Consider the following 22,294-nt stretch of genomic DNA (forward strand, 5'->3'; position numbering starts at 1 on the left):
GATCCGGGGCACGCAGGTCCGGGGCGCCGAGCGCCCAGTGGTCACGCATCGCCGTCCCCCGCCGGTCCTGCCGCGACCGCGCAGACGCCCTCGGGCTCCGGCTCCCGCGTGTGCTCCGGTTCGGGCTCGCCGGGGCGGTCCGGCAGGCGGGCTCCGGCCGACCGGGCGGGCCCGAACGGTACGGCGGCGACGGCTGCGCGGACGGCGGGGCGCTCCCTGTCCTCCGGGGGCCGCAGGTGCGCCCCGGGCCGGGTCCAGCGGCCGGGGAGGCGGGCCTCCGGCGGCGTGGCGAACGGCAGCGGATCGCCGTGGGCGTCCAGCGTGTCGGCCTCCCGGCGCACCGGCGTGTGCGACATCAGCTCCAGGTAAATGCCGCGAAATGCCGCGAGGTTCTGTTCGACGGTGAAGAGTTCGAGCGCGCGGGACCGGGCGGCGGCGCCGAGCCGGGACCGGCGCTCGGGATCGCGCAGCAGCGCGACACAGGCCTCCGCGAGCGCCTTGGGGTTGCGCGGGGGTACCACCAGGCCGGTGCCGCCGATGACCTCGACGACCGCGCCCACGTCGGTGGAGACGGTGGCCCGGCCGCAGAACATGGCTTCCACGAGGCTGACCGGGAAGCCCTCGACGGTGCTGGAGAGGACGATCACCTCGCCCGCCGCGTACGCCTCGGCGAGATCGGGGATCTCGGGGCCGCCGATCTCCTCGAAGGTGACCGGGCTGCTGCCCTCGGTGTGGGCGCCGGCGGCCTCGTCCGGGAAGAGCTGGGCGGCCAGGGCCGTGCAGTGCGCGAGGTACGTGGTGGCCTCGTCGCCCTCCGCCGGGGCGCCGAAGATCCGCAGCCGGGCGTCGGGCCGGGCGCGGCGGATCTCGGTGAAGGCGTGGAGGAGGGCGATCAGGTCCTTGGCGGGCTCGATCCGGCCGACCCAGACCAGCGTGCCGAGGCCGTCCTCCTCGGCTCCACCGGCCGCCGGACCGAGCCGTTCGGCGTCCTCCCCGACCGGGCCGAAGCGCTCCGCCGCCATGCCGGGGTAGACCGTGCGCTGCTTGGCGGGGTCGGCTCCGCAGCGCTGCTGCCAGCGGCGGACATGCGTGTTGCCGGGGGTGACGAGCGCGGCCTGCCGGTAGATCTCGGTGGCGAGACGGCCGTGGAACGCGGCGAGGAGGGCGCGCACGGGGGCTCCGTAGGGAGTGCCGGACGCGGCGGCGAGATAGTGCGCGCGCAGCGGGACGCCGTGCTCGGTGACCAGCAGCGGCACCCCGAAGAAGCGTTTGGCCAGGAGTCCCGGGAGAGCGGCCGCCCCGCCGGAGGCCGCGTGGCAGAGGTCGACCGCGCCGAGGCTCTCCTGGTCGTACCAGTCGAGCGAGAGCGGGCGCAGCGCGCGTTCCAGCTCGGCGGCGCAGGCGAGGTGGTCGGGTACGGTGGCGCTCCGCACGGTCCGGCCGGCGCCGTGGGCCCGGGTGGTCGCCTCCAGGATCCGCACCGCGGTCTCGGAGCGCAGGGCGAGGTGGAGTCCGCCGCGCTCGCGGGCCAGCTCGGCCAGCCCGTAGAGCCCTGCGGTGAAGAGCTCGGCGCCGGGGCCCTCGCCCGCTTCCGTGCCGGCCCGGTCAGGGGTGCTGACGGCGGTCGCGAGGGCGGTGAAGTGCTCGGTGAAGCGTTTGCGGTCGCGCCGCCCGTAGGCCTGCTCGCCGCCGGTCACCAGCCGGGCCACCAGGCCGCGTTCGCCACTGCCGCGCAGGGTGCCGTCCTCGGGAGTCCACAGGGGTGCGGTGCGCACCCGGCTGACCTGGTAGGGCAGTCGGACCCAGCCCTGGGCCTCCTGGCGGGCGGAGCGGCTCAGCGCGAACAGGTCGAACTCATGCTGCGGCAGCCCGCGCACCAGCCGGTCGCACCAGAGCCTGGACTCACCGGTCGCATACGGATAACCACCGTCGGTGAGCAGTCCGATCCGCACGAGTACACCCTCGATCTCCCTTGTGGGCAGCCGCCGTTGGACCGGCGACTCACAGCGGGACGACGTTATGCGGATACGCCGGTGGCGCGACGGACGGTTGTCCGTCGCGCCACCGAAAGGGGTGAACCGTCGTAACTTTCCCGCACCGGTCGCGTTCCGTCGCGATACAGCGGTCGGTTGTCACGGAGGGTCAGGCCCGGGCCAGCTCCTGTCGGGCTGCCCGTGGGGCCGGCGCGCGCCCGGGGATCAGCCCTTGGGGTGGACCCAGGGGTTGGGCTTGCACGTGATGCCGTCGAGTTCGAGGGTCTTGGTCTGCTGCTGCATGACCGGGGCCGGGGCGCCGGGCGTGCTGCAGTTCACGTGGTTGTACCCGAGCCGGTGGCCGACCTCGTGGTTGATGAGCATCTGCCGGTAGGGCAGCAGCTTGTCCGGGCCGAAGGTGTCGGCGCCCTGCGCCCAGCGGTAGGCGTTGATCATGATGCGGTCGGTCGCCGCGGAGTCGCAGGAGACGTTGTCGACGGTGGTGTCCAGACCGGACTTGGCGCACCAGTCGCCGGTGGTCCCGGGGCTGGCGAGCGTGATCACGAAGTCCGGCTGCCCCGACGAGATGCGCTCGAAGGTCATCGCCCCGTTGTGCGCCCAGCTCCGGTTGTCGTTGAGCGTCTTCTGCACGGCTTCGGCGAACAGGCCGGCGTCGAGGCCGAGCCCCTTCTCCACATCGATCCGGTAGCGGTGCTTCTGCCCCTTCCCGGGAGCCTTCGCCAGCCCGGGGACCGCCTCGAACTCGCCGGTGGCCCTCAGATCGGCGGCGATCGAGAAGGGCTGCGCCATCTTGTCGGCGTACGAGAGGGGCTTGACCTCGGGCTTCACTGTGGGCTGCCCCGGGGTCGGGCGGGCGTCGGAGCGGGAGGCGTCGTCGCCGGGGCCCTGCCGGTCCACCTCGCCTGCGCGCGCCGCGGCGGCGCGGCCGTCGGCGTCCTCGGCTACCTGGCCGGCCACCACGACGGCGAGCACGGTGGTCACCGCGGCGGCGGCGATCCCGGTGAACGTCCGGCCCTTGGCGCCCCGGGGGGCGCTCCGTTCGCCGGGCTCCGCGGCCACGGTGTCGTCCGGGCCGTCCGGGGCCCCGGCCGACGGCGCGGACGCGGTCCCGGGCCCTCGCCGTCGAAGGCGTCGACGAACTCCTGGCGCGGGCCGGGACCGGGGCCCGCCGGGCCGGCGCTGCGCAGCGCGGCCGTCCGCGACGCGCTGGGCCTCCCGCTGGGCGGAGATCCGGCGGGCCACGGCCTGCTGCCGGGCGGCGGCGTCCTGGGAACCGACGGCCCCCGCAGACTCACCGGGATGCGGGCGGGCCTCGCCGGGGCCGCTGTCCGGGCCGGGGTCCCGGCGGGGTGTCCGGGGAGACGAGGAGCTGCCGGGCGCGCCGGGCCCGTGCCCCTGGCGGGGCTGCGGTCCGGTGCCCCAGGTCCCGCCCCAGCCGCCGCCCCTCTCGTGCTGTTCGGGGTGACCGCCGCGCACCTGCGGGGCGTCGGGCGGGAACGGGCCCTGCCCACCGCCGGCCATCGGGGAGAACCGGTCCCGCTCGCCTCCCGGCGGTGCGGGCGCGGTCCGCCTGCGGCGGCCGGTGCCGGACGCGGGGGGCGCCGCGGGGCGCTCGCCTCCCGGCTCCGCCGCTGTCGCGTCCGGGCGGATCGCCCCGGCACCCTTTCGACTGTGTCGTCCCACGCCCCGGATCAGCTCCCGCCGCTCTCGTCCAGCAGTTCCCGGAACGCCTGGGCGACCGCCTCCGGGTACTCCATCATCGCCACGTGCCCCGCGTCGGGCAGGGTCAGCAGCCGGGCGCCGCGGAAGGCCGCGGACGCCTTGCGTGCCATCCGGTACGAGACGAGCTGGTCCCGTCCGCAGTACACGAGCTGGGTCGGTGCGAGCACCCGCTCGGCCTGGCGCCACAGTCCGTGCTGGCCGCCCAGGGTGTACGCGTCGACGATGCCCCGGGCCGAACGCGTCATCGCGTCCCAGAAGTACGGCAGTTCCAGCCGGCGCTCCATCTCGGCCACCGCGTGGCGGAAGGCTTCCTCGGAGACCCGTGCCGGATCGCCGTAACAGAGTGCCATGACTCCGCGCGTCCGCTGCTCCGCGGTCCAGTCCTTCGTGAGCCGGGCGAACAGGGAAGCGACCCCCGGCACCGCCAGCAGGCCGGTGGGGACGGCCGGTCGCTGCACCCGCCACTCCGGCAGGGCGGGCGAGATCAGGGTGAGGGTCCGCACCAGGTCGGGGCGGACGGCGGCGACCCGGGTGGCGACCGCACCGCCCAGCGAATTGCCGAAGAGGTGGACGGGCCCCCGCCCCTCCGCGTCCAGCAGCCGGATCACCGCACGGGCGTGTCCGGTCACCGAGTAGTCGCCGTCGTCGGGCGGCGGCGAATCGCCGAATCCGGGCAGGTCGACCGCTTCTCCGTCGACCAGGCCGGACAGCAGCGGCATCAGGGCGGACCAGTTCTGGGACGAGCCGCCGAGCCCGTGCACGTACAGCGCGGGGGGCAGTCCGGTCCGGTCTCCCGGCCGGCAGCGGACGTTCAGACCGATCCCCGGCAGGGACACGGAGCGCAGCCGTTCGCCGTCGGCGACCCGGACGGCACTGACCGTGGGGGCCACCGCTGCGGCGGCGGCCTGGACACCCGGCAGCTCGGTCGAAGACATGCGCCAATGTTACGAGACGATCACGCACTGATTCATGTGTTCGCCGTCACAAGGCCGCATCGCGGGGTGGACGGGTAGCTCCTAGGCTTCAGGGGGAACGACAGGAAGGGAGCTGCCCCATGACGGTCGACCCGAGCGACCCGGACACCTTCGAGGGCGCGGAGCCGGACGAACCCGGCCCGGAGGCCCCGGAGGCCGACGCCGCCGAGCAGCGCGCGGAGGTCCGGCCGGAACAGGACGAGCGGACGGAGAGTACCGATCCGGCCGCCGCCAATGAGGCCGACATCGCGGACCAACGCCGGGTGATTCCCCTCGACGAGGACGATTACCGCTGAAACGCCCCGGTTTACCCGCGACCGCAGAGAACTGTGGCTTCCACAGTCGTCCGGTCCGTGAAATTCTGCGTCCGCGCCGCGCACACCCGGGTTACCCAAAAGTACGATGGCTGTACGGCGCAGCGTGCACGGACCGGCTGTGCTGGAACACATATTTGGGAGGCGGCGTGACAGCCATCGAGCAGACAGAGGCGGCGCGCCCGCGGGGCACCCGCCTGCCCCGCCGCGCCCGACGGAATCAGCTGCTGGGCGCCGCACAGGAGGTCTTCGTCGCGCAGGGCTACCACTCCGCCGCGATGGACGACATCGCCGAGCGGGCCGGGGTCAGCAAGCCGGTGCTCTACCAGCACTTCCCCGGGAAGCTGGAGCTGTATCTGGCCCTGCTCGACCAGCACTGCGAGTCGCTGCTCCAGGCCGTCCGCACGGCGCTGGCCTCGACCACGGACAACAAGCTGCGCGTCGAGGCGACGATGGACGCCTACTTCGCGTACGTGCAGGACGAGGGCGGCGCCTTCCGCCTGGTCTTCGAGTCCGATCTGACCAACGAGCCCGCCGTGCGCGAGCGGGTGGACCGGGTGTCCCTCCAGTGCGCCGAGGCCATCTCCGACGTGATCGCCGGGGACACGGGCCTGTCCAAGGACGAGTCCATGCTGCTGGCCGTCGGGCTCGGCGGCGTCTCCCAGGTGGTGGCGCGCTACTGGCTCTCCAGCCAGTCCGCCGTCCCCCGCGACACCGCCGTGCAGCTGCTCACCTCGCTGGCCTGGCGGGGCATCGCGGGCTTCCCGCTGCACGGTGCCGAGCAGCACTGACCCCCGCGTGACGGGACGCCCGGCGCCGTGTTCGCTGCGGGCGTTGCCGGTCGGGCCCTGAGCGCCGCTTCCGCCGGGCTAATGTGGCTGCGTACGGCGCGGTTCGCCGCGCAGGGACTGACCGTCGGAGGGACATAGCCGTGGAGGTCAAGATCGGGGTGCAGCACACGCCCCGCGAGATCGTTCTGGAGAGCGGGCTTTCCGCCGAGGACGTCGAGAGCGCGGTCACCGCGGCACTGGGCGGCAAGGCGGAGCTGCTCAGCCTCACGGACGACAAGGGCCGCAAGGTCCTCGTGCCGGCCGACCGGATCGCGTATGTGGAGATCGGCGAGCCGACCACCCGGCGGGTGGGGTTCGGGACGCTGTAGTCCACCGGACGCGTTGATCACGGGAGCGGCCCGGCGGGATCTTCCCGCCGGGCCGCTCCCGTGTCGCGTGCGGAGCCGTCCTACCGGCGTCGGGCGCGGAGCCGTCACACGGGAGGGGCGCCGCGTACGACACCGTCTCGCGGAGGGCGTCGCGCACGGGGGCGTCACGCGGGGCGCCGTCGCGTCGGGGCGGCCGGGGCGGGGCCATCGTGCAGAGGGCTGCCGGGCGCCGGGCGCCCGCCGTTCCCGTACGGGTCGGAGAGGGCCGTCGGAGGGTTGCTCGCGGCGGCCGGAGGGTAGTACCGCCTACGACCGATTTGCCCGCCCCGCACACCCCCGCGAGGTGATCCTCTGTGATCTGGGAATCCTTCGGCGCCGCCGTGCTCGGACTGGCCCTGTCCTGGGTGGCGCTCCGCTCACTGGCCGACCGTCTGCCGGCCGGCCGTGCGGTCTATCCCACCGGCACGCTGGGCGCGCTGTTCGGCGCGTATCTGACGCATGCCGCGCTGGACAGCGGCCATGTCCTGGCGACGCTGACCGGAGCCCTGTCGGTCGGAGCGGTGACGCTCTCGCTCCTGATCCGGCCGCCCGGCCGCCGGCTCCCCCGGCCGACGGCGGCGGCCCAGTAGCCCCGGCGTTACGCGGCCAGGCCCAGAGCGGCCATCCGCTTGGTGTGGGCCTCCGTGATCCGGGAGAACATCCGGCCCACCTCCGCCAGGTCGAAGCCGTCCGCGACGCCTCCCACCAGCATCGTCGAGAGGGCGTCGCGGTCGGCGACCACCCGCTGGGCCTGCGACAGCGCCTCTCCCATCAGCCGGCGGGCCCACAGCGCGAGCCGCCCGCCGACCCGCGGGTCGGCCTCGATGGCGGCGCGCACCTTCTCCACCGCGAAGTTGCCGTGGCCGGTGTCGTCGAGCACGGACAGCACGAGGGAGCGGGTGTCCGTGTCCAGCCGGGCCGCGACCTCGCGGTAGAAGTCGCTCGCGATCGAGTCGCCGACGTAGGCCTTGACCAGGCCCTCCAGCCAGTCGGACGGGGCGGTCTGGCGGTGGAAGTCGTCGAGCGCCTTGGCGAACGGCTCCATCGCCGTGGTCGGCTCCTCGTCGACCGCGGTGAGCCGCTCGGTCAGCTGCTCGAAGTGGTGGAACTCGGCGGCGGCCATCTTCGCCAGCTCCGCCTTGTCCCCGAGGGTCGGCGCGAGCTTCGCGTCCTCGGCCAGTCGTTCGAAGGCCGCCAGCTCTCCGTAGGCGAGGGCGCCGAGCAGGTCCACGACCGCGGCGCGGTACTGCGGGTCGGCGGCCGCGGTGGCCCAGTCCTGGGTGGCGATCCCGGTGGCTCCGGAAGAGTCGGCGGGGGTGTCGGTGGCGTGGTCTGGCGTCTCCATGAAACGGAACGATAGCCCTCCCGGCGCAGGGCGGAAGGGCCTGGTCAGCCGGGGCAGCCGTACCGTTCCGATGAATTCGTCCAACACACATGCGCGAATCCGGGGTACAGTGGTATTGCGCTTACTGAGCACTGTGCTGTGCCAGAGGCGCGCCCTTGAATGAGGATGCCCGGTCGGAGGCCCGATCGGCTCCGACCCGACAGCCCTCCAGGCGGTGCGTACGACACGTACGACCGCAGATGAGGGGCCCCCTCAGCGGCACGAGCGCTCGAGCGACGGCAGTGGTCCCGCGCCACCCGGCCCCACCACGGCCGGATGACCAACCCGGCACGGTACGACCCCCAGCGTTCGCCTCGGACCGCGTCTCACAGAAGAGGCAGCACCCTGACTACGTTCCGCGAACTCGGTATTTTCCCCGAGACGGCCGAAGCCCTCGAAGCGGTCGGCATCACGTCCCCCTTCCCCATCCAGGAGCTCACGCTCCCCGTGGCCCTCTCCGGCTCCGACGTCATCGGCCAGGCCAAGACCGGCACCGGCAAGACGCTCGGCTTCGGTCTCCCGCTCCTGGAGCGCGTGACCGTCCCCGCCGACGTCGAGGCCGGGCGCGCCAAGCCCGAACAGCTGACCGACGCGCCGCAGGCGCTCGTCGTCGTCCCCACCCGCGAGCTGTGCACCCAGGTCACCAACGACCTGCTCACGGCCGGCAAGGTCCGTAACGTCCGCGTGCTCGCGATCTACGGCGGCCGGGCCTACGAGCCCCAGGTCGAGGCCCTCAAGAAGGGCGTCGACGTGGTCGTCGGCACCCCGGGACGCCTCCTGGACCTGGCGGGGCAGCGCAAGCTCGACCTCTCCCACGTCCGCGGGCTCGTCCTGGACGAGGCCGACGAGATGCTGGACCTGGGCTTCCTGCCCGACGTCGAGCGCATCATCACCATGCTCCCGGCCAAGCGCCAGACGATGCTGTTCTCGGCCACCATGCCCGGTGCCGTGATCAGCCTGGCCCGCCGCTACATGTCACAGCCGACGCACATCAACGCCACGTCGCCCGACGACGAGGGCACGACCGTCAAGAACACGGTCCAGCACGTCTACCGCGCCCACAACATGGACAAGCCGGAGATGCTCGCCCGCATCCTCCAGGCCGAGGGCCGCGGGCTCGCGATGATCTTCTGCCGGACGAAGCGCACGGCCGCCGACATCGCCGAGCAGCTGGAGCGGCGCGGCTTCGCCTCCGGCGCGGTCCACGGCGACCTCGGCCAGGGCGCCCGCGAGCAGGCGCTGCGCGCCTTCCGCAACGGCAAGGTCGACGTCCTGGTCTGCACCGACGTCGCCGCCCGCGGTATCGACGTCGAAGGGGTGACCCACGTCGTCAACTACCAGTCGCCGGAGGACGAGAAGACCTACCTCCACCGCATCGGCCGCACCGGGCGCGCGGGGGCCAAGGGCACCGCGATCACGCTGGTCGACTGGGACGACATCCCGCGCTGGCAGCTGATCAACAAGGCCCTTGACCTGAAGTTCCCGGACCCGCCGGAGACGTACTCCACCTCTCCGCACCTGTTCGAGGAGCTGGGCATCCCGGCGGGCACCAAGGGTGTGCTGCCGCGCGCCGAGCGGACCCGTGCGGGGCTGCGCGCCGAAGAGGTCGAGGACCTGGGCGAGACCGGCGGCCGCGGCCGCAAGTCCGCCGCGGCCCCCGCCCGTGAGGAGCGCGAGCCGCGCACCCGTACGCCGCGCCAGCGCCGCCGCACCCGTGGCGGGGCCGGCACGGAGACGGGCGCCGCCACGGTCCCCGCGCCCGCGAAGGAGGCCGCCCCGGTGGCCCCGGCCGGTGACGAGGCGGCCGAAGCACCGCGTACGCCGCGCCGTCGCCGCCGTACGCGTTCCGGCGCCCCCGAGGCCGCTGCCGTGGCGGTCGCCGAGACCCCGGCGGTTCCCGCCCCGGTCGCGGAGACCGCACCCGTGGCGGAGGCCGCACCCGTGGCGGAGGCCGCACCGGTCTTCGAGCCGGACGCCGAGCCGAAGGCGGAGACCAAGCCGCGCCGTCGCCGCAGCCGTGCCGCGTCGAAGCCGGTGGCCGAGGAGACGGCTGTGTCCGTCACCGCGGCTCCGGCCGCCCCGGCCGCCGTCGAGTTCCAGACCGTGGCCGTCGCGGCGGGAGTGATCGAGCCGGTCGCCGAGCCGAAGGCCGTCCGGCCGCGCCGCCGCGCCCGGATCGCGAAGCCGGCCGACGAGGTCGACTTCCAGATCGCCCCGGCCGCCGAGCCGGAGCCCGAGGTCCGGACGCGTCGCCGCCCGGCCCGCGCCACGAAGCCGAAGACGGATTCGAAGGCCGAGTCGAAGGCGAAGGCCGAGCCCCGGGCCGGGAAGTCCGAGGCGAAGGCCACCGAGTCCGCGCCCGCCGCCGAGCCGAAGGCCCGCGCGGCCAAGACCGCGAAGTCCCGCGCGAAGGCGGAGACGGCGGAGCCCGCGGAGAAGAAGGCCACGGCGAAGAAGACCGCGGCGAAGAAGGCCACCACGAAGGCGGTCAAGGACGCGCCGAAGGCCGTCGCCACCGAGCAGCCCGCCGCCGAGGCTCCGGCCGACGAGGCGGGGGCCAGGCCGCGCCGCCGCCGGGCCACCCGCAGCGTCACCTCGCCCGCGCCGCAGGAGGCCGTGGTCTCCGCGGCCGAGGCCGTGGTGAGCGAGGCCGCCGCCGAGCCGAAGCCGCGCCGCCGCCGGGCCACCCGCCCGGCGGGCGCCGCCTCGGTGACGACCGAGAGCTGACGCTTCCGGCACCACCGCACGACCACGGCCCCGGCCCCCGCACCGCGCGGGGGCCGGGGCCGTTTCCGCTGCCCGGACGGGCGGGCGCCGGCAGGTGACGGACGCCCCGTTGGCGTGGGGCGGGGCGGGACGGGGATAGCCTCGCCGTATGAGCCGCCCGCCCACCTTCACCCCGCCGCCCTGCGCCCGCCCTCGTGTCCTGGCCACCGAGCGCGGCGACTTCGCCGTCCTGGACGCCGTGCCGGCCGCCCCGGCACGCGCCACCGCCCTGCTGCTGCCCGGGTACACCGGCAGCAAGGAGGACTTCATCGCGCTGCTGGAACCGCTGACCGGGGCGGGCTACCGCGTGGTCGCCGTGGACGGCCGCGGGCAGTACGAGTCACAGGGGACGGACCGTCAGGACAGCTACTCCCAGGCCGAGTTGGCCCGGGACGTACAGGCCCAGGCGGCTGCTCTGGGCGAGGGGCCGGGCCGGCTGCACCTCCTCGGGCACTCGCTCGGCGGCCAGATCGCCCGCGCCGCTGTCCTGCTGGACGCCACCCCGTTCCGCTCGCTGACGCTGATGTCCTCGGGTCCCGCCGAGGTCGTCGCGGCCCAGCGGGACAAGGTGCGGCTGCTGAGCGAAGCACTGTCCGCGCTGTCCATGGACGAGGTGTGGCAGGCGATGCAGGCGATGGAGCCCCCGCAGGACGCGGACACCGGCGACGGGGCGGACCTGCGCCGCCGCTGGCTGGCCCACGACCCGGCCCAGCTGATCGCCACCGGGGCCCAGTTGGCGGCCGAGCCGGACCGGGTGGACGAGCTGGCCGCCGCCGGGCTGCCCGTCCACGTGCTGTCCGGGGAGCGCGACGACGTGTGGCCGGTGGAGCTGTTCGACGCCATGGCCCGGCGTCTCGGCGCCCGCCGTACGACGATCGCCGGGGCCGAGCACTCCCCCAACACCGCCCGTCCGCAGGAGACCGCGAAGGCCCTGGCCGCGTTCTGGGACGGCCTGCCGGACGTCTGACGGGCCCGCCCGGACCGCGGTAGACCCTGGCCGCACCCCGCCGGAGAAGCCGCGGGGTCAGTACTGCGCCTGCAGGTGCTGCCAGAAGCCGTCGCGGAGCGCCCGTCGCAGATGCGCGTGGCCGCGCAGCGAGTGCTGGAGGAGCCGCTCGGCCTCCACCAGGAGATCCTGGTCGACGGAGCCCGGCAGGAAGGGGTGTCCGGGCAGCAGGTCGGCGAGCGATTCCCGGCCCCGGGAGGCGAGCCAGGCGGCGGCGATCTGCGCGCCGACGAAGCGGACGTCCTCCCGGGAGGGGGCCGGGGTGTCGTCCTCGTACATGGTGACGGGCCGCCGGGTGACGTAGGGGCGGCAGAAGTCGAGGTCGAAGGTGCGCTGGCTGTCGACCTCCCAGAGCAGGGGTTCGGCCTGGTTGCGGCCCTCGCCCGCCTCGATGCCCCAGAGGTGGACGCGGGCCCCGTACCCCTGGGCGGCCTCGACCGCCGAGACGAGGTCCTCGTCGCCGCCGACGAGCGCCGCGTCGCTGATGGCACGGTGCCGGGCGAGGGATTCGAGGTCGGTGCGGATGAGCGAGTCGACGCCCTTCTGCTGGTTGTTGGCGTTGAGGTTGCCGAGCCGCACCTTGACGTCGGGGAGTTCGGCGATGGCCTGCTGCTCGGTGGTGTGGATACGGCGCCGGGCCCCGTCGTACCAGTAGACGCGCAGCAGCCTGCTGTCCGCGAAGATCGTGCGGGCCTTGTCGATGAAGGCCTCGATCAGCCCTTCGGCGTCGAGGTCGAAGGAGCGCCGGTCCTCGGTGCCGGTGACGAGCAGCCCGGCCGCGGCGTAGACGTAGCCGGCGTCCACGAAGATGGCGTGCGTCGAGGGGGTCTTGGCCACCTCGACGAGCATGCGCTGGAGCAGTTCGTTGGTGCGGTCCAGACGGGCGGCGAGGCCGGCTCCTCCGGGGGCTCCGGTCAGCTGCGGGTCCGCCTCGTTCATACGGTCCTCATGGTCTGTGGCGGCGTGGCTACCGGCGGGTATTTAGACATTCGAAAAATTTCCTTAGCGTAGGGAATGTTTCACGGTGGCAAATCGTTGTCACCCATGTGGAACGCGAGGGAAACCTCGCGTTCCTAGTCTTGCCGGTGGGACGTCCCATCGGCGCCAGCAGTTCTCCAGCAGGAGGATCAGACGAAGGGAAGCACTGTGCGCTTCGAGATCATGCGACTCGACGACGTCGACGGTACCGCCGTGGACAGCACCGTCGTGGACGCCGCCTCCGTCAACCGGATCGTGCAGAAGGCCGCGGCGACGGGCCAGCGGATCTACATCCGGCCGGCCGACAGTTCGGCTTCGTAACGCACCCCGGGGCGCACCGCACAGCGCCGCCGAAGACGAGGCACCCCCGCACGGACGGTCCGTGCGGGGGTGCTGTGGTGTGCGGGGCACCGGCGCGGCTCAGGAGTTCTGGATGACCTGGGTGACGCCGTTGATGATCTGCTGGACGGCGATGGCGGACAGCATCATGCCCGCGAGCCGGGTCACCAGCACGACGCCGCCGTCCTTGATCACGCGGATGATGACGAGCGAGTAGCGCATGGCCAGCCAGAGGACCACGTGCATGGCGACGATCGCGGACCAGACCGAGAGCTGGCCGCCCACGCCGTCGGCGTGCTGCACCGCGAGGATGACCGAGACGATGGCGCCGGGCCCGGCGAGCAGCGGCATGCCCAGCGGTACGAGCGCCACGTTGACGTCCTTGGTCTGCGTCGGCTCGTCCGTCTTGCCGGTCAGCAGGTCGAGCGCGATGAGCAGCAGCAGGAGCCCGCCCGCGATCATCAGCGCGGGCACGGAGACATGGAGGTAGTCGAGGATCTGCTGGCCGAGCAGACCGAAGACGGCGATCACGCCGAACGCGACCGTGACCGCCTGGAGGGCCATCCTGCGCTGCACCTTGGCGGGGCGGCCCGCGGTGAGGGCGAGGAAGATCGGCGTGATCCCCGGGGGGTCCATGATGACAAATAGGGTGAGAAAAAGGGATCCGAAGACAGCGACGTCGAACACAGTGAGCCTTGCGAGAGATGAGCGGGCGGTACGGAGGAGGCGCGGGTCGGGGCAGCGGGCGGCGCGGCGCGTCGGCACGCGGCGGTACGCACAGGGGCGCGCGGGGAGAGAACGGGTACGGCGGGAGTGCTGGTGGCCTAGCGGCGGACGGCTCCACCGGCGCCCGGCACCGGGAAGGCCCCGGTCGCGCGCCGGGTGATCTCACCGTAGATCTCGGGGTCCGTGGTGCACGCTCCGAGTTCGACGGTCTTCCGGCTGCCGTGGTAGTCGCTGGAGCCGGTGGTGAGCAGGTCCAGGTCGCGGGCGAGGCCGCGCAGCCGGGCCCGGGTGGGCTCGTCGTGGTCCATGTGGTCGACCTCGAGGCCGTCGAGGCCCGCCTCCGCGAGGGCGGCGATGGTGGACTCGGGGACGACCGCGCCGCGTTTCACCGCACCCGGGTGGGCGAAGACGGCGACCCCGCCCGCCGCCTTCACCAGGCGGACGGCTTCGAAGGGGTCGAACTCGTGCTTCTCGGCGTACGCCCGGCCGCCGTTGCCCAGCCAGTCGGGCGTGAAGGCGTCCGAGACGGTGGGGACGACGCCGAGTTCGACGAGGGCGGCGGCGACGTGCGGGCGGCCGACCGAGCCGTCCCCGGCTATCCGGGCGACCTGCTCCCAGGTGATGGGGACGTCGAGGGCGCGCAGCTTGCGGACCATCTCCCGGGCGCGCGGCACCCGGTCGTCGCGGACGAGCTCCCGGGCGCGCTCCAGCTCGGCGTCGGCCGGGTCGAAGAGGTAGGCCAGCAGGTGCAGGCCCACGCCGTCGACCCGGCAGGAGAGTTCGGCGCCGGTGACGAGGGTGAGCCCCTCGGGCAGCGCCTCGACGGCCTGGCGGTGGCCGCCCACGGTGTCGTGGTCGGTGAGCGCGACGACGTCGAGGCCGGCGGCTGCGGCGTTCGCGACCAGCTCGGCGGGGGTGTCCGTGCCGTCCGACGCGGTGGAGTGGGTGTGCAGGTCGATACGCACGACGGCTGACTCCGGGGCTCGCGGGCGGACAGGGGGACCGGTCAAGGATAACCGCGCCGGGCCGGGCCCCCGGCCGCACGAGCCCCCCGGGCCACGTGATCTAGCGCTCGCCCGCCCCCTGCCGGGGCGGCGCCTCCGGGACCGCGAGCAGGCGCGGGGTGAGCGCGCCGCAGGGGACGAGGTCCACCTCTCCCCCGGCGTCCCGGAGATCGGTCAGGACCAGTTCGTCGTACATCAGGAGACCGGACTGCTCGGGCCACAGGATCGCCCAGAGCCACAGCCCTCGCGCCTCGCCGGCGAAGACGGCCCGGTCCTCCGGGGCGTTCCGGACGTGCCAGAGCGGGGTGGGGCGGCCGGCGGCGTGGACCTTGGCGTCGGGGGCGGCGTCGACGTTCAGGTGGTGGCCGGGGTCGGGGCCCTCGATACCGGCGTAGCGGGCGCCGAGTCCGACGCCGAGCTCCTCGGCGACGAGGAGCAGCTCCCCCATCCCGCCCAGCGGACCGGGTCCGGAGCAGGCCACGGCGCTCGCCCGTCCGCCGCCGCGGTCGTCGCCCGCGCTGGCGGCGCCGGTGAACAGCCAGCCCACGGGGAGCGGCCAGGGCATCCAGACGGGGACCCGGGTGCGGTGCACGACGACGCCGAGCGCCTCGACGCTGGGTGGGACGACCGGCTGCATCGGGTGGACCTGGCCGTGCGTGGAGCACTGCCAGGCGTCGGCGAAGAGACCGGGCGCCCTGACCCGGCCACCGCACTTCGGGCAACTGGGTTCGCCCCTCATAACCACCAACCGTCCTCCCCGCCGCCCCTCCCGTCAAGGACGATCACCCGTCCGCAGCGCGGCCCCGCCCGGCGGAAATGCATGTAGCTTGCATTTATTAGATTGTCTAACTTATTCTGTGCAGGACGCATCGACCTCGCGTCGACCTCGCGAGCCGGAGAAGCGAAGGAGAGAGCCCATGGTGGAAGAGGATCCTTTCGACGAAGGAGCGACGGGAGGCGGCATCCTGCGCCAGCCGAAGGCCGTCTGGGCCACGGCGGGCGCCTCGGTCGTGGCCTTCATGGGCATCGGCCTGGTGGACCCGATCCTGCCGTCCATCGCCCAGGGACTGAACGCCTCGGCGAGCCAGGTGTCGCTGCTGTTCACCTCGTACTTCCTGATCACCGCCTTCGCGATGCTGGTCACCGGGTTCGTCTCCAGCCGCATCGGCGGCCGCAGGACCCTGCTGGCCGGCCTCGCGCTCGTGGTCGTCTTCGCCGCGCTCTCGGGGACCTCGTCCTCCGTCGCCGAACTGGTCGGCTTCCGGGCCGGCTGGGGCCTGGGCAACGCCCTGTTCGTCTCGACCGCCCTCGCGGTGATCGTCGGAGCGGCGGCGGGCGGCAGCGCGGCGGCGATCCTGCTGTACGAGTCGGCGCTCGGCCTCGGCATGGCGTGCGGGCCGCTGCTCGGCGCACTGCTCGGGGACGCCAGCTGGCGCTACCCGTTCTTCGGCACGGCGGCGCTGATGGCGGTCGGCTTCCTCTGCATCGCCGCGTTCCTCAAGGAGCAGCCGAAGCCCGCCGTCACGACCTCGCTGCTCGATCCCGTGAAGGCGCTGGGCCACGGCGGTCTGGCCTCGGTGGCGGCCTCGGCGTTCTTCTACAACTACGCCTTCTTCACCGTCCTGGCCTTCACGCCGTTCGTGCTGGACATGACCCCGTACAGGTCGGGCGCGGTCTTCTTCGCCTGGGGTCTGCTGCTCGCCGTCTTCTCGGTGCTCATCGCCCCGCGCCTCCAGCGCCGCTTCGGCTCGCTCAAGGTGCTCGGGGGCTCGCTGGTGCTGCTCGCCGCCGACCTGCTGGTCCTCGGGTACGGCAGCCACGCCACGGCGATCGGCGCCACGATCGCCTCCGGCGCGTTCATCGGCATGAACAACACCGTCTACACCGAACTGGCCCTCGGGGTCTCCGACGCCCCGCGCCCGGTGGCCAGCGCCGGATACAACTTCGTCCGCTGGTTCGCCGCGGCGGCCGCCCCCTTCCTCGCCCCGAAGATCGAGGAGTGGACCGACATCCACGTCCCGTTCGTGGTGGCCGCGCTCGCCGCTCTCGCCGGAGCGGCCGTCGTCGGCGCCCGGCGTACGGCACTGACCCACGAGGCCGAGGAACTGGAGCCGGCCCACGCGCTGGAGGACAGCGTGACGGTCTTCGCCGACTGACGCCCCCTCACCAGGGTTCGTCAGTCCAGCGGTACGGACGTGCGCAGCGGGTCGCGCAGGTCCGTACCGTGCGTCAGCCACCGTTCCTGGAGTTCCTGCGCGCCGCGCACCCGCTTCCAGGCGGCCTCGTTGTGCGTCATCGGCAGCAGCGGCAGGAAGCGCACCGCCTCCATCGGCTCGTCCAGCTCCAGGTCCGCCACCAGGCCGCCGGGCTCCGCGACCAGGACCGAGGTGAACGGCGCCCCGGTCCACAGCGGCTCGCCCAGATCCAGCGAGGCGCCCGGGGCCACGATCAATCCCTCGACCTGCGGGGAGGCGGCCAGCACGGCGAGCGGGCGCAGCACCTGGTCGGTGTCGGCGAGTCCGCCCCGTACGGAGAGGATCAGCTCGGCGCGGGGGCCCTTCACCGGATCGGCCAGCGGGGAGGTGGGGTCGGCCATCGGCGCGCCCGACATGCCGAGCGTCGCGTAGCGCACGATGTCGCCGTCGAGGAAACGCAGCACCTCGATACGGTCCGTGCCGAGGAACGTCACATCGGCGCGGGCGTCCGGTTCCCCGAGGGCGGAACGGAGCCGGGCCTCGACCAGAGCGAGAATTTCTGCCATGCGGCGAGCATAGATCGCGTAGCGAATGGGCAAAGTACGGGATTGGGCCTTGAGCGGCTGATAGCCTGGCCGCCGGTCGGGACAGCACGCAGAAGCGTCGCTCTTCTTCGTCCCGACGACACGTCGTCCCTCACGGGGGACCGGCCGGAGGAGGTGGGGACTGCTATGGATCCAAGTCGACCGTGCAGTACCGACCGCTCTTCCGCGCTTCGCCTTTCCCGTTGATCCGACGCCTCTCGTCGGTCGCCCGGGGCCGACGGCACCGTCGTGTCCGGACGACTCCCCGACAGCGGTTCGCGTGACGGAAGAGCCCTTCGTTCCTGCCTGCCTGTAGCGCCTTTTGCCTGTCTGTAGCGAACGCCGTCATCGCGCCCGCGCGGTGGAGCCCGCTTTGCGGACGTGAGCACACGTCCCCATTCCGGGCTGTTCCACGCCCTCGCCGACGGCCCTCCGTGAAGGAGCCAGCATGTCGATGATCCGTGACCTGCGCGCCGCCGTGCGCCCGTCCCTGCGCCCGTCCTTCCGCAAGAACAGCGCCCCCTACAGCGCGTACGACACCACCCGCGACCCGTCCGCCTCCAGCGCCGTCGTCGACTGCGCGGTCTACCGCGACGGCCGCCGGCTGGTGACGCCCGCCACCCCGACCCCGCACGAGGCGATGCTCCGGGTGCGCGAGGAGGGCGGCTTCGCCTGGATCGGCCTGCACGAGCCGACGGAGGCCGAGTTCGCGGGCATCGCGCGGGAGTTCGGGCTGCACCCGCTGGCCGTGGAGGACGCCGTCCACGCGCACCAGCGGCCCAAGCTGGAGCGGTACGACGACACGCTGTTCACCGTCTTCAAGACGATCCACTACGTGGAGCACGCCGAACTCACCGCGACCAGCGAGGTCGTGGAGACCGGCGAGGTGATGTGCTTCACCGGTCAGGACTTCGTCATCACGGTCCGGCACGGCGGCCAGGGCTCCCTGCGGGCCCTGCGCCACCGCCTCCAGGACGATCCGGAGCTGCTCGCCAAGGGTCCGTCCGCCGTGCTGCACGCCATCGCCGACCAGGTGGTCGACGGGTACATCGCGGTGGCCGAGGCCGTGCAGGACGACATCGACGAGGTCGAGATCGATGTCTTCTCCACCCCGGCGAAGGGCTCCCGGCGCGGCTCGGACGCGGGCCGGATCTACCAGCTCAAGCGCGAAGTGCTGCAGTTCAAGCGGGCCGTGTCCCCGCTGCTGCGGCCCATGCAGCTGCTGAGCGAGCGTCCGATGCGGCTGATCGACCCCGACATCCAGAAGTACTTCCGCGATGTCGCCGACCACCTCGCCCGGGTCCAGGAGGAGGTCCTCGGCTTCGACGAGCTGCTGAACTCGATCCTCCAGGCCAATCTGGCGCAGGCGACGGTCACGCAGAACGAGGACATGCGCAAGATCACCTCCTGGGCGGCGATCATCGCCGTCCCGACGATGATCTGCGGGGTCTACGGCATGAACTTCGACCACATGCCGGAGCTGCACTGGCGGTACGGCTATCCGCTGGTGCTGGGCGTCATCGGGGCGGTCTGTTTCTCGATCCACCGCATCCTCAAGCGCAACGGCTGGCTGTGAACCCGCACCACCCGTCTAAGCTCGCCCCATGACTGACGCCGCCGCGACCGACCCCGCCGCCGGCCTGCTGGAGCGGGCCCTCGCCGAGGAGGCCACCAAGAAGTCCGGCCTGGTCTGGGTCCGGTGCTCCGGCCCCGCCCGCGCCGTCTGGCACGTCTGGCACGAGGGCGGGGCGCTCCTGGTGGGCGGCGGGCCGGGCGAGCAGCCGCTGCCTGAGGGCCTGGCCGACGGCGGCACCGCCGAGGTGACCGTACGCAGCAAGGACAAGGGGGGCCGGATCGTCGCCTGGAGTGCGGCGGTACGTTTCCTCGCGCCGCGCTCCGAGGAGTGGGAGGCGGCGGTCGCCGAGCTGAAGGGCAAGCGGCTGAACGCTCCGGACGCCGAGGCGATGCCCGAGCGCTGGGCGCGCACGTGCACGGTGGTGCGGCTGACGCCGCGGTCCGTGAGCACGGCACTGCCGGACTCCTCGCTGGCGGCCGTTCCGCTGCCGACCGCGGCCACCACCCGCGAGCCCGTCCCGGCGGCGGTCCCCCGGCTGCTGCTGAAGCGCCGCGGGAAGCGCTGAACCGGCCCGCGACGGAGCCCCGGGCCTCAGCCCGACGACCGGCCGCGCGGGCTCAGCCGGACGACTTCGGGAGCTGCCCGCCGTAGTCGACGGTGTCGTCCTTGTCGGGGGCCTCCAGCGGGAAGGCCTGCCCCCAGTCGGCCAGCGAGACCGTGCCCCCGCCGCCGCCGCGGGCCACCCGTACCGGATACGGCTGGTTCTCCAGCGAGACGTCGAAGGCCCCGCCCTCCCCCTTGCCGCCGAGGATCCGGATGGTGCGCTGTCCGGCGACCGTGTCCCGGCCGCCCTTGTCGAGCGTGCCGTGGAGTGCGAGGAGCCCGTCGAGCAGGACCTCCTTGTCGGTGAAACCGCGCAGCTGGCCGTAGCTGGGGTCGTCCTCGGGGATCTTCACGTACTTGCCGCCCAGCTTGTCGGCGGCCGCCGCGTCGGCGGTCCCGTTGTCGTCGCCGCTGCCCTCGTGGGTCCAGAACTCGGCGGGCGCCTTCAGGAAGAGGTCGTCCTCGACCCGCAGCAGGGCGAAGCTCTGCTTCTTCGAGGTCACCGAGCCCATGCCGCCCTCCGCGTTGAGCTTCATGTCCAGCCGGTAGGTGCCGCCCTTGCTGACGAGCGTGCCCGACAGGCGTACGGCACTGGCCGCGTCCGCCGCCGCCCTGGCCTTCTTGTCGATCTCGGCGGCGGAGAGTTTGGCGACGCCGTTGGTCCCCTTGTCCGGATCCTCCTCCGTGCCGCAGGCGGCCATGGCCACGGTGAGCCCTCCGCACAGCACGAGCGCGAGGGCGGTCCGGCGATGGTTCCGCACGGCCGGGGCAAAAGAGGTCACGGGCGCACTGCCTCTCCACTGCGATCGGGGGTAGCAGACGGCAGCGTACCCGTGCGGCGCACACCGCCCGGCAGCCAGCCGTACGGTCGGGTCCGCCGGGGCGCGCCGCGCCGGTACGGGCTAGCCTGATCCCGGCGTACCGGCGAAACCCGCTGGTCGGCGATGGCGGGCCGGGACGGTCGGGGACGCACGGCCACGGACCGGACGAAACGGTTCCGGTCGGGTGGCGCGACGGGTTCCGGCCGGATACGGGACCACACGGACACGGACGGACGAAGGGAGGCGGCGGATGGCGGCGGTCACCCCGAGGGTCTTCGTCTCGCACCTGTCCGGCGTGCCCGTCTTCGACCCCAACGGCGACCAGGTCGGCCGGGTCCGCGACCTGGTGGCGATGTTGCGGGTCGGCGGACGTCCGCCGCGCATCCTGGGCCTGGTGGTCGAGGTGATCAGCCGCCGCCGGATCTTCCTGCCGATGACCCGGGTGACGGGCGTCGAGTCCGGCCAGGTCATCACCACCGGTGTGGTGAACATGCGGCGCTTCGAGCAGCGGCCCACCGAACGGCTCGTCCTCGGCGAGTTCCTGGACCGCCGGGTCCGGCTGGTGGATGACGACGAGGAGGTCACCGTCCTGGACGTGGCCATCCAGCAGCTGCCGGCCCGCCGCGACTGGGAGATCGACAAGTACTTCGTCCGCAAGGGGCGCGGCGGGGCGCTGCGCCGCAAGGGCGAGACGCTGACGGTGGAGTGGTCGGCGGTCAGCGGCTTCTCGCTGGAGGAGCACGGGCAGGGCGCGGAGAACCTGGTCGCCACGTTCGAGCGGCTGCGCCCCACCGACGTGGCCAACGCCCTGCACCACCTCTCGCCCAAGCGCCGGGTCGAGGTGGCCTCCGCCCTGGACGACGACCGGCTCGCCGACGTCCTGGAGGAGCTGCCCGAGGACGACCAGGTGGAGATCATCGGCAAGCTCGCCGAGGAGCGGGCCGCCGACGTCCTGGAGGCGATGGACCCCGACGACGCGGCGGACCTGCTCTCCGAGCTGCCGGAGGACGACAAGGAACGGCTGCTGGCGCTGATGCGGCCGGACGACGCCGCCGACGTACGCCGCCTGATGTCGTACGAGGAGCGCACGGCGGGCGGTCTGATGACGACCGAGCCGATCGTGCTGCGCCCGGACGCCACGGTGGCCGACGCGCTGGCCCGGGTGCGGCAGGCGGACCTGTCGCCCGCGCTGGCCGCGCAGGTGTACGTGTGCCGTTCTCCCGACGAGACCCCGACGGGCAAGTACCTGGGCACGGTGCACTTCCAGCGGCTGCTGCGCGATCCGCCGTTCACCCTGGTCAGCTCGATCGTCGACAGCGATCTGGTGCCGCTGCCGCCGGACACCCCGCTGCCGCTGGTCACCAGCTATCTGGCCGCGTACAACATGGTCTCGGCCCCGGTCGTGGACGAGAGCGGTTCGCTCCTGGGCGCGGTGACCGTGGACGACGTCCTGGACCATCTGCTGCCGGACGACTGGCGCGAGACGGACCTGACGGATCTGCACGGCGAGACGCGTCTGCACGGGGAGGAGGGGGTCGGCCGTGGCGGGCGATGAGCGGGCGAAGGCGTCCTCGACCGGCTCCTCGGGTCTGGTGCGGCCGCCGCGCACCCGGCTGGACCAGCCGAAGGCGCCGCGCCGGCGGCTGGTGCCGGAGTACGACCCGGAGGCGTTCGGCCGGTTCTCGGAGCGGATCGCCCGCTTCCTGGGCACCGGGCGGTTCATCGTCTGGATGACGCTGATCATCATCCTCTGGGTGCTGTGGAACATCTTCGCGCCCGCGGACCTGCGGTTCGACCCGTACCCCTTCATCTTCCTGACCCTGATGCTCTCGCTCCAGGCCTCGTACGCCGCGCCGCTGATCCTCCTCGCGCAGAACCGGCAGGACGACCGCGACCGGGTCACCCACGAGCAGGACCGCAAGCAGAACGAGCGCTCCATCGCCGACACCGAGTACCTGACGCGGGAGATCGCCGCGCTGCGGATGGGCCTGGGCGAGGTCGCCACCCGGGACTGGATCCGCTCGGAGCTCCAGGACATGGTGAAGGACATGGAGGAGCGGCAGGTGCTGTTCCCGGCCGAGAGTGACGAAGGCGACCGCTGAGGGGCTAC

21 protein-coding genes and 1 pseudogene are annotated in these 22,294 nt (G+C 73.1%); 12 read left to right on the plus strand and 10 right to left on the minus strand.

Going from position 1 to position 22,294, the window contains the following annotated elements; genetic code table 11:
- Positions 1-41: 41 nt before the first annotated feature.
- The 3 genes and pseudogenes from KME66_RS09720 to KME66_RS09730 all read right to left on the minus strand — a co-directional run bounded on the left by KME66_RS09720 (position 42) and on the right by KME66_RS09730 (position 4,651).
- Positions 42-1,952, minus strand: coding sequence for a DUF3492 domain-containing protein (locus KME66_RS09720; RefSeq protein ID WP_216321035.1), 1,911 nt, complete (start codon positions 1,950-1,952; stop codon positions 42-44).
- A gap of 246 nt (positions 1,953-2,198) precedes the next feature.
- A pseudogene (locus KME66_RS09725) lies at positions 2,199-3,677 on the minus strand (DUF3152 domain-containing protein).
- 8 nt (positions 3,678-3,685) lie between these two features.
- The gene (locus KME66_RS09730; protein ID WP_216321038.1) at positions 3,686-4,651 is read right to left on the minus strand and encodes an alpha/beta hydrolase; all 966 of its coding nucleotides are present in this window, start codon (positions 4,649-4,651) and stop codon (positions 3,686-3,688) included.
- A 119-nt stretch (positions 4,652-4,770) separates the two neighbouring features.
- On the opposite strand from KME66_RS09730, the gene KME66_RS09735 reads away from it, so the two are divergent.
- The 4 genes from KME66_RS09735 (at position 4,771) to KME66_RS09750 (ending at position 6,792) form a co-directional block, all read left to right on the plus strand.
- Entirely contained in the window at positions 4,771-4,986 is a 216-nt protein-coding gene (locus KME66_RS09735) for a hypothetical protein (protein WP_073214922.1), read from the plus strand.
- 167 nt (positions 4,987-5,153) lie between these two features.
- Positions 5,154-5,795, plus strand: coding sequence for a TetR/AcrR family transcriptional regulator (locus KME66_RS09740; RefSeq protein WP_073214924.1), 642 nt, complete (start codon positions 5,154-5,156; stop codon positions 5,793-5,795).
- A gap of 140 nt (positions 5,796-5,935) precedes the next feature.
- Positions 5,936-6,163 (plus strand): DUF3107 domain-containing protein, encoded by a 228-nt coding sequence (locus KME66_RS09745; RefSeq protein WP_073214927.1) that lies wholly within the window; start codon positions 5,936-5,938, stop codon positions 6,161-6,163.
- A gap of 353 nt (positions 6,164-6,516) precedes the next feature.
- Entirely contained in the window at positions 6,517-6,792 is a 276-nt protein-coding gene (locus tag KME66_RS09750; RefSeq protein WP_073214930.1) for a hypothetical protein, read from the plus strand.
- A gap of 8 nt (positions 6,793-6,800) precedes the next feature.
- Here the strand turns inward: KME66_RS09750 and KME66_RS09755 are convergent, their stop codons facing one another.
- Entirely contained in the window at positions 6,801-7,547 is a 747-nt protein-coding gene (locus KME66_RS09755) for a ferritin-like fold-containing protein (protein ID WP_073214932.1), read from the minus strand.
- Between the two features lie 315 nt (positions 7,548-7,862).
- Here KME66_RS09755 and KME66_RS09760 point away from each other — a divergent pair, with 315 nt between their 5' ends.
- Positions 7,863-10,313 (plus strand): DEAD/DEAH box helicase, encoded by a 2,451-nt coding sequence (locus KME66_RS09760; RefSeq protein ID WP_253208274.1) that lies wholly within the window; start codon positions 7,863-7,865, stop codon positions 10,311-10,313.
- A 148-nt stretch (positions 10,314-10,461) separates the two neighbouring features.
- Entirely contained in the window at positions 10,462-11,319 is an 858-nt protein-coding gene (locus KME66_RS09765) for an alpha/beta fold hydrolase (protein WP_216321041.1), read from the plus strand.
- A 57-nt stretch (positions 11,320-11,376) separates the two neighbouring features.
- Here the strand turns inward: KME66_RS09765 and KME66_RS09770 are convergent, their stop codons facing one another.
- Positions 11,377-12,297: an NYN domain-containing protein gene (locus KME66_RS09770; RefSeq protein WP_073214936.1), complete on the minus strand. Its 921-nt coding sequence runs from the start codon at positions 12,295-12,297 to the stop codon at positions 11,377-11,379.
- Between the two features lie 207 nt (positions 12,298-12,504).
- On the opposite strand from KME66_RS09770, the gene KME66_RS09775 reads away from it, so the two are divergent.
- The gene (locus KME66_RS09775) at positions 12,505-12,657 is read left to right on the plus strand and encodes a hypothetical protein (RefSeq protein ID WP_178378895.1); all 153 of its coding nucleotides are present in this window, start codon (positions 12,505-12,507) and stop codon (positions 12,655-12,657) included.
- A 99-nt stretch (positions 12,658-12,756) separates the two neighbouring features.
- On the opposite strand, the gene KME66_RS09780 is transcribed toward KME66_RS09775, so the two are convergent.
- The 3 genes from KME66_RS09780 to KME66_RS09790 all read right to left on the minus strand — a co-directional run bounded on the left by KME66_RS09780 (position 12,757) and on the right by KME66_RS09790 (position 15,144).
- Positions 12,757-13,362 (minus strand): MarC family protein, encoded by a 606-nt coding sequence (locus KME66_RS09780; RefSeq protein ID WP_073214938.1) that lies wholly within the window; start codon positions 13,360-13,362, stop codon positions 12,757-12,759.
- 137 nt (positions 13,363-13,499) lie between these two features.
- Entirely contained in the window at positions 13,500-14,366 is an 867-nt protein-coding gene (locus KME66_RS09785; RefSeq protein WP_073214941.1) for a PHP domain-containing protein, read from the minus strand.
- A gap of 100 nt (positions 14,367-14,466) precedes the next feature.
- The gene (locus tag KME66_RS09790) at positions 14,467-15,144 is read right to left on the minus strand and encodes a DUF6758 family protein (RefSeq protein WP_216321044.1); all 678 of its coding nucleotides are present in this window, start codon (positions 15,142-15,144) and stop codon (positions 14,467-14,469) included.
- A 178-nt stretch (positions 15,145-15,322) separates the two neighbouring features.
- On the opposite strand from KME66_RS09790, the gene KME66_RS09795 reads away from it, so the two are divergent.
- Positions 15,323-16,561 carry an MFS transporter gene (locus KME66_RS09795; RefSeq protein WP_216321047.1) on the plus strand — a complete coding sequence of 413 codons (1,239 nt, stop codon included), beginning with the start codon at positions 15,323-15,325 and terminating at the stop codon, positions 16,559-16,561.
- Positions 16,562-16,581: 20 nt separating this feature from the next.
- On the opposite strand, the gene KME66_RS09800 is transcribed toward KME66_RS09795, so the two are convergent.
- Entirely contained in the window at positions 16,582-17,166 is a 585-nt protein-coding gene (locus KME66_RS09800) for a suppressor of fused domain protein (protein WP_216321049.1), read from the minus strand.
- 466 nt (positions 17,167-17,632) lie between these two features.
- Here KME66_RS09800 and KME66_RS09805 point away from each other — a divergent pair, with 466 nt between their 5' ends.
- On the plus strand, positions 17,633-18,760 hold the full coding sequence (locus KME66_RS09805) for a magnesium and cobalt transport protein CorA (protein ID WP_073214951.1): 1,128 nt from the start codon (positions 17,633-17,635) through the stop codon (positions 18,758-18,760).
- 28 nt (positions 18,761-18,788) lie between these two features.
- On the plus strand, positions 18,789-19,325 hold the full coding sequence (locus tag KME66_RS09810; RefSeq protein ID WP_073214954.1) for a hypothetical protein: 537 nt from the start codon (positions 18,789-18,791) through the stop codon (positions 19,323-19,325).
- Positions 19,326-19,377: 52 nt separating this feature from the next.
- Here KME66_RS09810 and KME66_RS09815 read toward each other — a convergent pair whose 3' ends face one another.
- The gene (locus KME66_RS09815; protein WP_216321052.1) at positions 19,378-20,145 is read right to left on the minus strand and encodes a hypothetical protein; all 768 of its coding nucleotides are present in this window, start codon (positions 20,143-20,145) and stop codon (positions 19,378-19,380) included.
- 289 nt (positions 20,146-20,434) lie between these two features.
- Between KME66_RS09815 and KME66_RS09820 the strand changes: the two genes are divergently transcribed.
- On the plus strand, positions 20,435-21,739 hold the full coding sequence (locus tag KME66_RS09820) for a CBS domain-containing protein (RefSeq protein ID WP_073214959.1): 1,305 nt from the start codon (positions 20,435-20,437) through the stop codon (positions 21,737-21,739).
- Positions 21,726-22,286: a DUF1003 domain-containing protein gene (locus KME66_RS09825; protein WP_073214962.1), complete on the plus strand. Its 561-nt coding sequence runs from the start codon at positions 21,726-21,728 to the stop codon at positions 22,284-22,286. The genes KME66_RS09820 and KME66_RS09825 overlap by 14 nt, the downstream gene beginning before the upstream one ends.
- The last annotated feature ends 8 nt before the right edge of the window (positions 22,287-22,294 follow it).

This window comes from Streptomyces sp. YPW6, assembly GCF_018866325.1.
GTDB lineage: Bacteria > Actinomycetota > Actinomycetes > Streptomycetales > Streptomycetaceae > Streptomyces.